The organism is Micromonospora sp. NPDC050495 (genome assembly GCF_040655175.1).
Lineage (GTDB): Bacteria > Actinomycetota > Actinomycetes > Mycobacteriales > Micromonosporaceae > Micromonospora.
Window position 1 is genome coordinate 190,947 of sequence record NZ_JBFAJK010000003.1, and the last position, 14,568, is coordinate 205,514.

Annotated in this window: 11 protein-coding genes; 6 read left to right on the forward strand and 5 right to left on the reverse strand. The window is 76.4% G+C overall.

Annotated features, from left to right (window positions below):
- Positions 1 to 42: 42 nt before the first annotated feature.
- The 3 genes from alr to AB0I11_RS06075 all read right to left on the reverse strand — a co-directional run bounded on the left by alr (position 43) and on the right by AB0I11_RS06075 (position 3,158).
- The gene (gene alr / locus AB0I11_RS06065) at positions 43 to 1,161 is read right to left on the reverse strand and encodes an alanine racemase (RefSeq protein ID WP_357314169.1); all 1,119 of its coding nucleotides are present in this window, start codon (positions 1,159 to 1,161) and stop codon (positions 43 to 45) included.
- A 70-nt stretch (positions 1,162 to 1,231) separates the two neighbouring features.
- Positions 1,232 to 2,734, reverse strand: a complete 1,503-nt coding sequence (locus tag AB0I11_RS06070) for an NAD(P)H-hydrate dehydratase (protein WP_357314172.1) — start codon at positions 2,732 to 2,734, stop codon at positions 1,232 to 1,234.
- A 55-nt stretch (positions 2,735 to 2,789) separates the two neighbouring features.
- Positions 2,790 to 3,158: a holo-ACP synthase gene (locus AB0I11_RS06075; RefSeq protein WP_046562860.1), complete on the reverse strand. Its 369-nt coding sequence runs from the start codon at positions 3,156 to 3,158 to the stop codon at positions 2,790 to 2,792.
- Between the two features lie 205 nt (positions 3,159 to 3,363).
- Here AB0I11_RS06075 and AB0I11_RS06080 point away from each other — a divergent pair, with 205 nt between their 5' ends.
- Positions 3,364 to 3,660 carry a type VII secretion target gene (locus AB0I11_RS06080; RefSeq protein WP_357314175.1) on the forward strand — a complete coding sequence of 99 codons (297 nt, stop codon included), beginning with the start codon at positions 3,364 to 3,366 and terminating at the stop codon, positions 3,658 to 3,660.
- Positions 3,657 to 5,261, forward strand: coding sequence for an alpha/beta hydrolase (locus AB0I11_RS06085; protein ID WP_357314178.1), 1,605 nt, complete (start codon positions 3,657 to 3,659; stop codon positions 5,259 to 5,261). Before AB0I11_RS06080 ends, AB0I11_RS06085 begins: the two co-directional genes overlap by 4 nt.
- A gap of 143 nt (positions 5,262 to 5,404) precedes the next feature.
- Here AB0I11_RS06085 and glmS read toward each other — a convergent pair whose 3' ends face one another.
- A complete protein-coding gene (gene glmS, locus AB0I11_RS06090; protein WP_357314181.1) occupies positions 5,405 to 7,318 on the reverse strand; it encodes a glutamine--fructose-6-phosphate transaminase (isomerizing) in 1,914 nt (637 codons plus the stop codon).
- Between the two features lie 303 nt (positions 7,319 to 7,621).
- Between glmS and AB0I11_RS06095 the strand changes: the two genes are divergently transcribed.
- From AB0I11_RS06095 to AB0I11_RS06105, 3 genes are read left to right on the forward strand one after another with little or no spacing between them, the layout of a single operon-like run.
- A complete protein-coding gene (locus tag AB0I11_RS06095; RefSeq protein WP_357314184.1) occupies positions 7,622 to 8,614 on the forward strand; it encodes an MmpS family transport accessory protein in 993 nt (330 codons plus the stop codon).
- Between the two features lie 48 nt (positions 8,615 to 8,662).
- Positions 8,663 to 9,850, forward strand: coding sequence for a pyridoxal phosphate-dependent aminotransferase (locus tag AB0I11_RS06100; RefSeq protein ID WP_357314188.1), 1,188 nt, complete (start codon positions 8,663 to 8,665; stop codon positions 9,848 to 9,850).
- Complete coding sequence (locus tag AB0I11_RS06105; protein ID WP_357314190.1) at positions 9,847 to 10,956, forward strand: beta-eliminating lyase-related protein; 1,110 nt, start codon at positions 9,847 to 9,849, stop codon at positions 10,954 to 10,956. The genes AB0I11_RS06100 and AB0I11_RS06105 overlap by 4 nt, the downstream gene beginning before the upstream one ends.
- 79 nt (positions 10,957 to 11,035) lie before the next feature.
- Here AB0I11_RS06105 and AB0I11_RS06110 read toward each other — a convergent pair whose 3' ends face one another.
- On the reverse strand, positions 11,036 to 11,641 hold the full coding sequence (locus tag AB0I11_RS06110; protein WP_357314192.1) for a PadR family transcriptional regulator: 606 nt from the start codon (positions 11,639 to 11,641) through the stop codon (positions 11,036 to 11,038).
- Between the two features lie 97 nt (positions 11,642 to 11,738).
- Between AB0I11_RS06110 and AB0I11_RS06115 the strand changes: the two genes are divergently transcribed.
- A complete protein-coding gene (locus tag AB0I11_RS06115) occupies positions 11,739 to 14,567 on the forward strand; it encodes an FtsX-like permease family protein (protein WP_357314195.1) in 2,829 nt (942 codons plus the stop codon).
- Position 14,568 lies beyond the last annotated feature (1 nt).

The following is a 14,568-nucleotide window of genomic DNA, read 5'->3' on the forward strand; positions in this document are numbered from 1 at the left end:
TTCGCGACTGCGGGGCTCGCAACCCCGGCTCACTCCTCGCGCTCACGGCCGTTCGCCGTCGTAGACCCGGGGCACCCGCACACCACCGAAGCGGGTGACGATCTCGTAGTTGATGGTGCCGACCGCCTCGGCCCAGTCGTCGGCGGTGGGCTCGCCGTCGGCACCGCTGCCGAAAAGGGTCGCCACGTCCCCGGCGGCCACCTCGTCGTCGCCGCAGTCGATCACGAACTGGTCCATGCAGACCCGGCCGGAGATCGTCCGCCGCTTGCCGGCGAGCTGGACCGGGCCGGTGTTCGAGGCGTGCCGGGGCACCCCGTCGGCGTAGCCGAGCGGGACCACGGCCAGGTTGCTCTCGGCCTCGGTGAGATAGGTGTGGCCGTAGGAGACGCCGGTGCCGGGCGGGACCCGCTTGGTGAGCAGCACCCGGGCCCGGGCGGTCATCGCCGGGCGCAGCCCGAACTGCTCGCCCGCGACCGGCGACAGGCCGTAGACGGCCAGACCGGGCCGGACCAGGTCGAAGTGGGTGTCCGGGCGGGTCAGGGTGGCGGCCGAGTTGGCCAGGTGCCGGTAGCGGGGACGCAGGCCGGCCCGTTCCACCATCTCCAGCCCTTCGTGGAAGACGGCCAGCTGGCGGTCCGTGGTGGGGTGGCCGGGCGAGTCGGCGTACACGAAGTGGCTCCACACCCCGACCACCTCGACCAGGCCGTCGGCCTGGGCCTTCGCGGCAGCCTCCAGCAGCGCCGGCCAGTCGGCGACGGTGGCGCCGCCGCGCGACAGCCCGGTGTCGATCTTCAGGTGGATCCGCGCCGGGCGGTCCGCCCGCCGGCCCGCCTCGATCATCTCGTCGAGCTGGGCGAGGCTGGCGCAGCCCAGGTCCACGCCGACCGCGACGCCGTCGTGCAGCGGCAGGCCCGGGGCGAGCAGCCAGGCCAGCACCGGCGCGCTGACGCCCTGCTGGCGCAGGGCGAGCGCCTCGTCGAGGGTGCACACCCCGAGCCAGTCGGCGCCCGCGTCGAGGGCCGCCCGGGCGGCCGGCACCATGCCGTGGCCGTAGCCGTCGGCCTTCACCACCGCCATCAGCTCAGCGCTGGTGCCCGACTTGAGCCGGGCCACGTTCTCCCGGATCGCGTCCAGGTCGACGCGCACCTCCGACTGCCACATGCTCCCAGCCTACTTCCGCCGGTGATCTCCGTGGCCCTGAGCCGCGCGGCCGGGCCGGCCGGTGGCGCGGTCAGCCCAGGCCGGCGATCACCGGGCGGAGGGCGGTCGCCACGTCGGGCGCGGTCACCGGACCGCCGCGGGCCGCCTCCCGGCCGGCCAGCCCGTGCAGGTACGCCGCCCCGGCCGCGGCCCGCTCGGGCGCCAGCCCGGCGGCGAGCAGCGAGCCGAGCAGCCCGGCCAGCACGTCCCCGGTGCCCCCGGTGGCCAGCGCCGGGGTGCCGGTCGGATTGACGTACGCCCGGCCGTCCGGGGTGGCGATGATCGTGCGGTCCCCCTTGAGCAGCACCACGGCGTTCATCCAGGCGGCCAGCCGCTGCGCCGCCGCCACCCGGTCCGCCCCCGGAGTCTCGCCGCAGAGCCGGGCGTACTCCCGGTCGTGCGGGGTCACCACGATCGGGGCGTCCCGGTCCCGCAGCCGGTCGGCCATCTTGCCGTCGACCAGCAGGGTGAGCGCGTCCGCGTCGAGCACCACCGGCACCGGGGCGGCCAGCACCGCGCGCAGCTCGGCCACGGACTCCTCGCCGGTGCCCAGCCCGGAGCCGCAGACCCAGGCCTGCACCCGGCCCGCGTCGGCGACCCGCCCGGTGGCGATCACCGACGGATGCTGGTGCAGCACCTCCGCCCGGGCGCCGCCCGCGTACCGGACCATGCCGGTGGGGCCGGCCAGCGCGCCGCCCACGGAGAGCACCGCCGCGCCCGGATAGGTGGCCGAGCCGGTCGCCACCCCGACCACCCCCCGGCTGTACTTCTCCGACGACGGGCCGAGCCGGGGCCACCAGTCGATGACGTCCGACCGTTCGACGACGCGCAGCGCCGGCGCCGCCCGCAGCCACGGGCCCAGACCGATGTCGACCAGCTCGACATGGCCGGCGAGCGTGGCGGCCGGGCCGACCACCAGGGCCGGCTTCAGCGCGCCGAAGGCCACCGTCACGTCGGCGGGCACCGCGCAGGGCCGGCCGGAGTCGGTCAGCGGCACGTGGCCGGTGTCCACCACCACGCCGCTGGGCACGTCGACCGCGACCACCGTGGCGCGCGCGCCGTCCCGTCCGATCCGCCCGGCCAGGCTCGCGGCGAGCTGGTCGGCGGTCTCCCGCAGCCCACCGGTGCCGCCGATCCCCACGATGCCGTCGAGCACCAGGTCCACCACGGCCGGCGGCCGGTCGACCACCCGCCCACCGGCGGCCCGGAACGCGGCCAGCCCTTCGGCGTGTGCCCGGCCCGGGGTGAGCAGCAGGGCGGCGACCGCCGCGCCCCGCCGGGCCAGCCGCGCGCCCGCGTAGAGCGCGTCGCCGCCGTTGTCCCCGGAGCCGACCAGCAGCAGCACCCGGGCGCCGTAGACCCCGCTCGCGGCACCGCGGCCCGGCCGGTGCGGGGCGAAGCGGTCGGTGAGCAGCAGCGCGCACCGGCGGGCCAGCCCGGCGGCGGCCCGCTGCATCAGCGTCCCGGGCGGGAGGGTGGCCATCAGGCCGGCCTCCGCCGCACGTACGTCCGCGACCCGCCACACCGGTCCCATGCCACCCCGTCCCGTCGGTATCCCTCCGGTCGGGCCAGCCGGCCCGCCGGTCGACTCAGCGTTCCGCGACCACCATCGCCGAGGCGATCCCGCCGTCGTGCGACAGCGACAGATGCCAGTGGTTGATCCCGCGCTCGGCCGCGGCGGCCGCCACCGTGCCGGCGACGGTCAGCCAGGGCCGGCCGGCCGGGTCCGCCACCACCTCGCAGTCGTGCCAGTTCAGCCCGGCCGGCGCCCCGAGCGCCTTGGCCACCGCCTCCTTGGCCGCGAAGCGGGCGGCCATCGACTCCGCCGAGCGCGGGTGACCGGTGCGGGTGTAGCGCTCCGTCTCGGTGAACAGGCGATCGGCGAGCAGCGGCGTGCGCGCCAGGGACCGGGCGAACCGGTCCACCAGCACCACGTCGATGCCGACAGCCACGATCACGAGGCTCACCCTACCGGCGGCGGGAGCCGCACATTAGCCGCCGGGCACGCCGGGGGCAACGCCCTGTGGAGAACCGCCGGTACGGCCGCCGGCCGCCGTCCACAGGGCCGGCCGGGGTGCTCCCGCGCCACCTAGCGTCCCCGGTGTCCGTTCCGCTCCCGCCGGCCGCCGCGCCGGCGGCCCGTCGCCCCCGGGGAGGGCTTCGATGTCCGAGGAGCCGTTGACCGTCGAGCCGGAGCTGCTCCGCGCGGTGGCCCGGGAGCTGGGCGACGACGCGTACCGGCTGGCGCACGGGCTGGCCGCCGCGCCGGGTCTGCTCGTCCCGGCGGACGGGTGGCGGGCCGGGGCGGCGCTGGCCGACCTGGAGGCGGCGGTGCACCGCTGGTGCGGGTCGTTGGCCGCCCGGCTGGCGCGGACCGCCGACGCGGTCCGCACCGCCGCCGACGGCTACGAGGCGGTCGACGAGCGGGCCGCCGCCCGGCTGACCGGGATCCCCCGGTGACCGGCCCGGCCACCCCGGTCGGATACGCCCAGCTCTGGCGGGCCGACCCGGCCGGCTGGTCGGCCGCCGGGGCGGCCTGGCGGGCGCTCACCGATCCGCTCCGGCACCGGGCCGACGCGCTCGACGCCCGGGCCGCCGCGCTGCGGCCCGGCTGGTCCGGCGGGGCGGCCACCGGCGCGCAGGGGCGGCTCGGCGGGCTCCGGACCGACCTGACCGACGTGCTGCCCGCGCTGCTGGAGGTCGACCAGACGCTGGCCGAGCTGGCCGCCCGGCTGCGAGTGGCGAAGGCCCGGCTCGCCGCCGCCGTGGCGCACGCCGAGGCGGGCGGCCTGTCGATCGACCGGACGGGCGCGGTCCGCCCCGGTCCGGGCCGTCCCCGGCCGCAGGCCGGTCCCGCGGTGGTCCAGGTCGCCGCCGAGGTACGCGGCGCGCTGGCGCTGGCCGGCGCGGCGGACCGGGAGGCCGCCGGCCGGCTGACCGGGTTGGCGACGGCCGCGGTGACCGGCTGGGTGAGCGTGCCGCCCGCCTGGCGGCCGCCGCCGGGGGCCACCCCCGCCGAGGTGAGCCGCTGGTGGTCCGGGCTCACCCCGGCCGAGCGGCGGTGGCTGGTCCGGCACGAGCCGGCCCGGGTGGGTGGTCTCGACGGGGTGCCGGTGGCGGCCCGGGATCAGGCCAACCGGCTGCTGCTGGCCGAGCGGCGGGCGGAGCTGGCGGCCCGGCGTCGCCGGCTGCTGCGCCCGGTGCCGTCGGGGCCGGCCGAGCTGGCCCGGCTGGCCGGGCTCACCCGGGTCGAGGCGGCCCTGCGCGGCCTCGACGGGCTCGCCGAGCGGCTGACCGCGCGGGGGGACCCGCGCGCCTACCTGCTCGGGCTCGACCCGGCGGCGGACGGGCGGGCGGTGGTGGCGCTGGGCAACCCGGACCGGGCGGGCGCCGTGCTGACGTACGTGCCGGGGATGACCGCGGACCTCGCCGACGCCCCGGGTGAGCTGGGCCGGGCCGCCCGGGTGCTGGACCGGTGCGCCGCGCTCGCCCCGACCGAGGAGGCCGCGGCCGTGCTCTGGCTGGACTACGACGCCCCGGACTTCCTGACCGAGGCGTCCGGTGCCCGGCAGGCCGAGGAGGCCGGCCCCGCCCTGCACCGGTTCCAGGAAGGGCTGCGCGCCTCGCACGACGCCCCGCCGGCCCGGCAGACCGTGCTCGGGCACAGCTACGGCTCGCTGGTGGTCGGCGCCGCCGCCCGCGACCACGGGCTCAGCGCCGACGCGCTGGTCTTCGTCGGCTCCCCCGGCGTCGGGGTCGACCACGCCGCCGAGCTGCGGATGCCGCCCGGCCAGGTGTGGTCCGCCACCGCGCCGGACGACGTGATCCGGCTGACCCGGCCGCCGGAGGAACTGGCCCGCCGGGCCGTGCTGGCCGGTACGCCGCTCGGCCCGGTGCTGGCCGTGCTGCCCGGTGACCACGAGCTCTGGTTCGGCCGGGACCCGAGTGACCCGCGCTTCGGCGGCCGGAGTTTCCCCAGCGGCCGGCACGGCCACACCGGCTACTGGGACCCGGGCAACCCGGCGCTGGACGGGATGGCCCGGATCGTGCTCGGCCGATGACCGCGCCCCGCGCACCCGGCCCGGCCGGGCAGCCCGCGCCGGACCCGCACGCGCCCCGCACACCCGGCCTCTGCGGGCGGCCCGCGCCGGATGCGCGCGGGCCCCGCCACCGGCGTCCGGCGGCGGGGCCTGGGCGGGGTCGACTACTCGACGGTGACCGACTTGGCCAGGTTGCGCGGCTGGTCGACGTCGTGGCCGCGGGCGGCGGCGATCTCGGCGGCGAGCACCTGCAACGGCACCGTGGTCACCAGGGGCGCCAGCAGCGTCGGCGTGCGCGGCACGTAGATCAGGTGGTCGGCGTAGCGGACCACCGCCTCGTCGCCCTCCTCCGCGATCACGATGGTGCGGGCGCCCCGCGCGCGCACCTCCTGGATGTTGGAGACGACCTTGTCGTGCAGCATGCCCCGGCCGACCGGCGAGGGCACGATGCAGATGACCGGGGTGCCCTTGTCGATCAGGGCGATCGGGCCGTGCTTCAGCTCGCCGGCGGCGAAGCCCTCGGCGTGCATGTACGCCAGCTCCTTGAGCTTGAGCGCGCCCTCCAGGGCCACCGGGTAGCCGACGTGCCGGCCGATGAACAGCACGGTCGGCTCGGACTTCAGCTCCCGGGCCAGCTCCCGGACCGGCTCGATCCGGTCCAGCAGCTCGCGCAGCTTGCCCGGCATCTCCTGGAGCTGGGCCACCACCGCGCCCACCTCGTCGGCGAACTTGATCCCGCGCACCTGGGCCAGGTGCAGGCCGATCAGGTAGCAGGCGACGAGCTGGGTGAGGAACGCCTTGGTGGAGGCGACCGCGATCTCCGGGCCGCCGTGGGTGTAGAGGACGGCGTCGGACTCGCGCGGGATGGTGGAGCCGTTGGTGTTGCAGATGGCCAGCACCCGGGCCTTCTGCTCCTTGGCGTGGCGCAGCGCCATCAGGGTGTCCATGGTCTCGCCGGACTGCGAGATCACCACGATCAGGGTGGACCGGTCCAGCACCGGGTCGCGGTAGCGGAACTCGCTGGCCAGCTCGACCTCGCAGGGGATCCGGGTCCAGTGCTCGATGGCGTACTTGGCGACCAGGCCGGAGTGGTAGGCGGTGCCGCAGGCGACGATGAAGATCTTGTCGACGTCGCGCAGGTCCTGCTCGCTGAGGCGGACCTCGTCGAGGGCGATCTCGCCGGTCTCGGTGAGCCGGCCGAGCAGCGTGTCGGCGATGGCCTGCGGCTGCTCCTCGATCTCCTTGAGCATGAACCAGTCGTAGCCGCCCTTCTCGGCGGCGGAGGAGTCCCAGTCGATGTGGAAGTCCTTGCCTGCGGCGGGCTGCCCGGCGAAGTCGGTGATCTCGATGTCGTCCGGGGTGATCAGGACGATCTGGTCCTGACCCAGCTCGACCGCGTCGCGGGTGTGCTCGATGAACGCCGCCACGTCGCTGGCGAGGTAGTTCTCCCCGTCGCCCCGGCCGACGACCAGGGGCGAGTTGCGCCGGGCGCCGACCACCGCGCCGGGGATGCCGGCGTCGGCGGCGAGCAGCGTGAAGGCGCCCTCCAGCCGCTGGCAGACCACCCGCATGGCGGAGGCGAGCAGCTGCGGGCTGTCCGCCTCGCCGGCCGAGCGCAGGTCGGCCAGCGCCCGGGCGAGCAGGTGGGCGGCGCACTCGGTGTCGGTGTCGCTGGCGAACTCGACGCCGTCGGCCTCCAGCTCGGCGCGGAGCTTGGCGAAGTTCTCGATGATGCCGTTGTGGATCACGGCGACCCGGCCGTCGGGCGACAGGTGCGGGTGGGCGTTGCGGTCGGTCGGGCCGCCGTGGGTGGCCCACCGGGTGTGGCCGATGCCGGTGGTGCCGTCGCCGATGCCGATCGGGCTGGCGGCGCAGTCCTCGGGGTTGTCGGCCGCCCGCTCGGAGAGGACCTTCTCCAGGTTGGCCAGCTTGCCGGCCTTCTTCTCGATCAGCAGCTCGTCCTCGCAGACGACGGCCACGCCGGCCGAGTCGTAACCGCGGTATTCCAGCCGCCGCAATCCGTCCAGCACGATGCCGAGCGCCGGGCGCGCGCCGGCGTAACCCACGATTCCACACATGGTCCGCAGCCTAACCCAGTTTCGCTCATCGCGCGTGCTCGGAAGCCCGGTAAACGATCACAGAATTTGAGCGAACCGGTGAGCGGAGGACGAGGATCGGACAAACCACTCGAACGCCCCGGCCGGCCAGCCGCGCGGCGGCGGATCGACGGCCGGCGGCCCGGCGGAGCCCTCGGGGGACGCCTCGCGCGGGTACCCGCGAATGGCGGCCCGGCCCTACATTGAAGGCCCTGGTCGGGCCGACCGGCCCCGACCCGCCCGTCCCGCGGTCGTCCGCGCCGTCCCCCCTGCGAGCTGAGCCCGATGTCCGAGACGACCCCGACCCCCGAGCCGGGCCAGCACAGCGGCCCGAGCGATCCCGCCGCCTCGCCGGCCGCCCCGGAACCCACGACCTGGACGCCGCCGGACCCGCTCAGCGCCCCGGAGCCCTGGGCCCCGCCGGCCCCCTGGACCCCGACCCCCTGGACCCCGAGCCAGTGGCAGGCACCGGGATCGACCCCGGACGCCGCCGGAGCGACCGGGCAGCCCGGCGCCGAGCCGCCGGCCAGGCCGGGACCGCCCGGCGCGCCGGCGGCACCCGCCGGCTGGACGCCGGCACCGGGGCCGGGCGGCTGGCCCGCAGAGCCCGGGCCGGGCGGCTGGCCCGCGCCGAGGGCGGGCGGTCCGGGTGCCCCGGCGGGCCCGCCGCCGCCCGGCGGCTCCCCGCCCGCGCCGATCTGGTCCGGCGGCGCGCCCGGTTCGGGCTGGCCCCCGGCCGGCTACCCACCGCCGTACGCGTACCCCACGCCGGCCCGGGGCCGCTCCGCCAGCGGAAGGGTGGTGGCCGTCGTGGTGACCGTGGTCGTCGCCGTGGTGCTCGCCTTCTGCGGCTGCATCGGGCTGGGCGTGCTCGGCAGCTTCCTGGACGACCCGGGCGCCTCCGGCGAGCCGTACCACCCGCAGTTCGACGGGCCCGACGCCGACCCGACCGACGAGCCGGCCGAGGACGCGGCACCGGCCCCCGCCACCACCCCCTCCGGCGGGCCCGGCCGGTTCACCGTGCTGTACGAGGTCACCGGCACGGGCGCGGCGAACGTCGAGTTCTACGACGCCAACGGCGTCTTCCGCCACGTCAACCGGGTAGCGCCGCCCTGGCGGCTGGCGTTCACCGCCAACGACCGGAAGCAACTGCAGATCGTCGCCCTGGCCGCCGACCAGCGCAACGACGGGGTGACCTGCCGGATCACCATCAACGGCACGGTCGTCTCCCGGGATTCGAGCGCGACGGGAGGCATGGCGAGCTGCTTCGGCTCGTGACGACCCGGCGGTCGTACGGCATCCGCGCCGGCCCGTAGGCTGGCCGGCGTGACCACGACCGATCCGCTGGTGGCCCGGATGCGGCCGTTCGGCACCACCGTCTTCGCCGAGATGTCCGCGCTGGCCGTCCGCACCGGCGCGGTCAACCTCGGGCAGGGTTTCCCCGACACCGACGGCCCGCCGGAGATGCTCGCCGCGGCCGCCGAGGCGCTGCGCTCCGGCCACAACCAGTACCCGCCGGGCCCGGGCATCCCGGCCCTGCGCGCGGCCGTCGCGGCTCACCAGCGGCGGTTCTGGGGACTGGCGTACGACCCGGACGGCGAGATCGTGGTGACGGCGGGCGCCACCGAGGCGATCGCCGCGGCCATCCTCGCCCTCTGCGAACCCGGCGACGAGGTGGTCTGCTTCGAGCCCTACTACGACTCGTACGCGGCCTCGATCGCCCTGGCCGGCGCGGTCCGGCGGCCGGTCACGCTGCGCCCCGGCGCCGACGGCCGGTACGCCTTCGGCCCGGCCGAGCTGCGCGCGGCGTTCGGGCCGCGGACCCGGCTGGTGCTGCTCAACTCGCCGCACAACCCGACCGGCAAGGTCTTCACCCCGGACGAGCTGGCGCTGGTCGCCGAGCTGTGCCAGGAGCACGACGCGTACGCGGTCACCGACGAGGTGTACGAGCACCTGGTCTTCACCGACGCCGCCGCGCCGCACGTGCCGCTGGCCACGCTGCCCGGCATGCGGGAGCGGACGCTGCGGATCTCCTCGGCCGGCAAGACGTTCTCCTGCACCGGCTGGAAGGTCGGCTGGGTGAGCGGCCCCGCACCGTTGGTCAGCGCGGTGCTACGGGTGAAGCAGTTCCTCACCTTCGTCAACGCCGGGCCGCTGCAACCCGCCGTCGCGGTGGCGCTCGCCCTGCCGGACGCCTACTTCACCGACTTCCGGGACAGCCTGCAACGCCGCCGCGACCGGCTCGTCGCCGGCCTGGCGGACGCCGGGTTCGACGTGCTCACCCCGGAGGGCACCTACTTCGTCACCGCCGACGTGACCCGGCTGGGCGGGCGGGACGGGGTGGAGTTCTGCCGGTCGCTGCCGGAGCGGTGCGGGGTGGTGGCCGTACCGACCCAGGTCTTCTACGACGACGCGGAGGCGGGACGGCGGCTGGTCCGGTTCGCCTTCTGCAAGCGTCCCGAGGTGCTCACCGAGGCCGTCGCCCGGCTGCGCGAGCTGAAGGAGGGCCGATGACCGACGGGTACGCCGACCGGCTGCGCCGGATCAGCGCGCAGCGCGGCTGCGACACGCTGCTCTCCGGGACCCGGCCGGCCTCGGTGCCGGAGCAGTTGGCGGCGCTCGGTGCCATCGCCGGCGGCACCGCGCTGCCGGACAGCTACGGCGAGGGCGGGGCGGTCGAGGAGCTGGAGGGCCGGGTCGCCGAGCTGCTCGACGTCGAGGCGGCGGTCTTCTTCCCCACCGGGACGATGGCCCAGCAGGTGGCGATGCGCCTCGGCGCCGAGCTGACCGGCCGGGACAGCGTCGGCCTGCACCCGCTCAGCCATCCGCTGGTGCACGAGCGGGACGCCTACGCGGTGCTCGGCGGCCTGCGGGCGGTGCGGACCACGGCGGCGCCCCGCAACCCGACGGCCGAGGAGGTCGCCGCGCTCGACGAGCCGATCGGCACGCTGCTGCTGGAGCTTCCGCTGCGCGACGCCGGGTTCGTGCTGCCGAGCTGGGACGAGCTGGTGGCGGTGGTCGGCGCGGCCCGGCAGTGGGGCGCCCGGGTGCACCTGGACGGGGCCCGGCTCTGGGAGTCCACCGTCCACCTCGGACACTCGGCGGCCGAGGTCGCGGCCCTGGCCGACAGCACGTACGTCTCGTTCTACAAGTCCCTGGGTGGCCACTCGGGCGCGGCCCTGGCCGGCGACGCCGAGCTGGCCCGGTACGCCCGTGCCTGGCGGCACCGGTACGGCGGGAACCTGTTCCAGCAGTGGCCGGCCGCGCTGGCCGCGCTCGGCGGGCTGGCGCGCGAACTGCCCCGGCTGCCCGGGTACGTGGCCCACGCGAAGGTGGTCGCCGCCGCGCTGGCCGCGCTGCCCGGCGCGCGGGTCCATCCGGCTCCCCCGCACACCCATCAGTTCCGGCTCTGGCTGCCGCATCCGGCGGAGGCGCTCAACGCGGCCAACCTCGCCCTCGCCGAGGAGGAGCGGGCGTGGTTCGTCGCCGGCTGGCGGGACACCGAGGTGCCCGGCCTGGCGCTGGCCGAGGTGACCGTCGCCGGTCCGGCGCTGGAACTGGGCCCCGACCAGATTCTCGACCTGGCCGACCGGTTCCTCCGCCGGCTCCCGCCCGCCTGACGCCCTCCCACGCCGGCCCGGCCGCGGAGGCCCGCCGGACCGCCGGACCGCCCCGCGGACCGGTGGGCCGCGTTCGCGGTCAGCCGGCGGCCTGGGCGGGACCGCTCGCCGGCCTCGGCGCGTTGCCCGTGGACGGGCTGCCGGTGAGCGTGGCGAGCAGCGCGCCGCCGTCGGCGAGCAGCACCGCCTCGGCGTCGTCGACGAAGGCGAGGTCCGCCTCGACGTGCCGGCTCGCCGCCGCGAGCAGCAGCCCGACCACCGGATCGCCGGTCCGGCGGCGCAGGCCGTCGAGGTTGCGCAGCTCGCGCATCAGGTGGCCGCGCTGGTTGGTGAGGACGGTGCGCACCGTCGCCGCCTCGCCGGACCGGGCGGCGGCGGTGATCTTCAGGAAGAAGTCGTCCCGGAAGCCGCCGCTGCGCGGGCTCGGTTCGGCGAGCCAGCGGTCCAGTTCGGCCCGGCCGGCCTCGGTGATCTCGTAGACCACCCGGTCCGGCTTCACCGGCTGGGCGTGCCGCTCGGCCACCACGAGGTCGTCCCGGGAGAGCCGGTCGAGGATCTGGTAGAGGTGCCCGATGTTGAGTGGGCCCCACTGCGGGCCGACCGCCGCCTCGAAGGCGCCTTTCAGCTCGTAGCCGTAGCTGGGACCGCGGGCGAGCAGGGCCAGGACCGCGTGCTGGATCGCCACCGTCTCCTCCGATCCGGTACCGGACAGGCGCCCCGAGGGGCCTTGCATTGTCACAATGTATCGCGCACAGTGTGAGTCAGCACACGGGGAGGCGCGAATGTTCCATGTCATCTGGGGGCAGCTTCGTGGCCGTGCGGGGCGGTCGGTGGCGCTGCTGGTCGGGGTGCTGGTGGCAACCACCGGCTTCACCGTGCTGACCGGCGCCACCACGACCTCCCGGCTCGAGGTCACCGGCACGGTCGAACGGAACACCGGGGCGGCGTACCAGATTCTGGTCCGTCCCAAGGGGACGCGCACCCCGCTGGAGGTCGAGCGGCGGCTGGTCCGCCCCAACTATCTCTCCGGCCTCTTCGGTGGCATCACCACCGCCCAGTACGAGCAGGTCAGGGCGGTGGACGGCGTCGACGTGGCCGCGCCCATCGCGATGCTGGGCCACTCCACGGCGCCGGTGCCCATGTCGTTCGACGTCACCGACGCGGTGGACCGCGGCCTGGACCGGCAGGTGATCCGGGTCGACCCCACCTTCGTCGCCGAACGCGGCCTCTCCACCGCGCCGGCCAAGCCGCGCTACGTGTACGTGACGAAGCACCGCCTCATCTACCCCCGCTTGGAAGGCGACCTCTCGGCGCAGACGGTGCCGTACACCGACGGCCGGTCGTACCCGTGGGACGACCTGTGCGGGCCCGTTCCGCGGGAGGTGTTCCCGGGCGGGGTGAGCCGTCCGATCTGCGATCCGATGTTCGGCGGGCTGCAGGGCAGTCCGGCCACGCTCTCCGAGCGGCAGGTGTGGAGCCTGGACTCGGTACGGCTGCTGCCGGACGGCCGGTTCGAGGCGGCCAACGGGCTGCTCGCGCCGGGCAACGCTCCGACCACCACCGACCGCCTGGTGCTCAGCTATCAGCTGACCGTGCCGTTGCTGGTCGCCGCCGTCGATCCGGGCGCCGAGAACCGGCTCGTGGGACTGGACGCCGCGGTGGTCAGCGGCCGGCCGGTCCGCGCCGACGACCCGGTGGCCGAGAGCCGGGGCGGCACGTTGGTCACCCAGACCGCGCCGGCGCTCGTCACCAACCGTCCCTTCTTCGACAGCACGGTGCGGGTCCGGTTCACCCGGCTGCCCACGGCCCGGCCGGCCACCGTGCCGGCCATCGACCTCGAGCAGACCCTGAACCGCGCCACCGGGGTCCCGGCCGGCTCCGGTGCGGTCGACGCCGGCGCCGCCTACCAGGCCCAACTGGCGAAGGGCGTCGCCGGGGACGCCTGCTGCCGCGGCCAGCTCCAGCGGGTCATCCAGGCCGGCCCGGTGACCTATCGCGAGCTGCCGGACGGCACCCTGCGCGCCGACGCGGTGCCGCCCGCCGACCCCGAGGTCTACGGCACCCAGTTCACCTACAACTTCCTGCCCCGGCCCTGGCTGGCCGAGGACACCGGCTTCCGGCCGATCCGGGCCCTCGCCGGCAAGGAGGGCGGCGCGGCCACGCGGTACCACCAGTGGCAGGCCGTCGGGGTGTTCGACCCGGAGAAGCTGGCCGGCTTCAGCGACCTGGGCGCGGTCCCGCTGGAGGCGTACGAGGCGCCGCGCGCCGAGGGCGCGGACGAACGCAGCCGCACCACGCTCGGCGGCCAGCCCTTGGAACCGAGCGGCAATCCGGCCGGCTACCTCTCGGTGCCGCCGCTGGTGCTCCTCAACCTCGCCAACGTCCCGAAGATGCTGGCGGACAGCAACAGCCCGCAACGCGCCGCGCCGATCAGCGCGATCCGGGTGCGGGTCGCCGGCGTGGCGGGATACAGCAAGCAGGCCGCGGAACGGGTCCGGCTGATCGCCGAGCAGATCAACCGGTCGACCGGCCTGGACGTCGACATCACGCTGGGCTCGTCGGCCGCCCCGCAGACCGTGGAGCTGCCGGCCGGCGCGTTCGGCCGCCCCGACCTGCGGTTGACCGAGAACTGGTCGGCGCTGGGGGTCGCCTCGACCATCGTCCAGGCGGTGGACCGCAAGAGCGCCGTGCTGTTCCTGCTGGTGCTGGTGGTCTGTGTGCTCTTCCTCGGCAACGCCGTCTCCGCCGCCGTCCGGGACCGCCGCTCCGAACTGGCGGTGCTGGCCTGCCTCGGATGGCCGGCCCGCCGGATCGGAGCCCTCATCCTCGGCGAGGTCGCCCTGCTCGGCCTCGCCGCCGGGCTGCTGTCGCTCGGGCTCGCCGTTCCGCTCGGCGCCGCCCTCGGCATCGGCGTCGACTGGCGGCGGGCGTCGCTCGCCGTACCGGTGGCGCTGCTGCTGGCGCTGGCCGCCGGCCTGGCGCCCGCGCTGCGGGCGGCCCGCGCCCATCCGGCCGCCGCGCTGCGCCCACCGGTGGCGACCGCCCGGTGGGTACGCCGGCCGCGCACCCTGCCCGGCCTGGCCCTGGTGAACCTGGTCCGCACTCCCGGGCGGACCCTGCTCGGCGCGGGTGCGCTGGCCATCGGGGTGGCCGCGCTGACGCTGGTGGCCGCCGCCGCGTACGCCTTCCGCGGCGCCATCGTCGGCAGCCTGCTCGGCGACACCGTGTCGCTCGGTGTGCGCGGCGCCGACACTCTCGCGGCCGTGGCCACGGTCCTGCTCGGGGCGGCGGCGGTCGCCGACGTCCTCTACCTGAACATCCGGGACCGCGCCGCCGAGCTGGCCACGTTGCGCGCCACCGGCTGGACCGACGCCGCGCTGGGCCGCCTGATCGGCTACGAGGGCTTCGCACTCGGGGCGCTTGGCGCGCTCACCGGCGCCGGCCTCGGGCTCGGCGGCGCGGCCTGGCTGGTCGGCGAGCTGCCGGCGGCGCTGGTGACGGTGGCCGCCGTCGTGGCGCTGGCCGGCGTGCTGGCCACCTGCCTGGCGGCGCTCGTCCCGGCCGCGCTGCTGCGCCGCCTTCCCACCGCACGACTGCTGGCAGAGGAGTGAC

Coding starts and splice junctions, on each gene's coding strand:
- alr (WP_357314169.1), bottom strand. CDS start 1,161: ATGTGGCAGTCGGAGGTGCGCGTCGACCTGGACGCGATCCGGGAGAAC.
- AB0I11_RS06070 (WP_357314172.1), bottom strand. CDS start 2,734: ATGGGACCGGTGTGGCGGGTCGCGGACGTACGTGCGGCGGAGGCCGGC.
- AB0I11_RS06080 (WP_357314175.1), top strand. CDS start 3,364: ATGTCCGAGGAGCCGTTGACCGTCGAGCCGGAGCTGCTCCGCGCGGTG.
- glmS (WP_357314181.1), bottom strand. CDS start 7,318: ATGTGTGGAATCGTGGGTTACGCCGGCGCGCGCCCGGCGCTCGGCATC.
- AB0I11_RS06095 (WP_357314184.1), top strand. CDS start 7,622: ATGTCCGAGACGACCCCGACCCCCGAGCCGGGCCAGCACAGCGGCCCG.
- AB0I11_RS06105 (WP_357314190.1), top strand. CDS start 9,847: ATGACCGACGGGTACGCCGACCGGCTGCGCCGGATCAGCGCGCAGCGC.
- AB0I11_RS06115 (WP_357314195.1), top strand. CDS start 11,739: ATGTTCCATGTCATCTGGGGGCAGCTTCGTGGCCGTGCGGGGCGGTCG.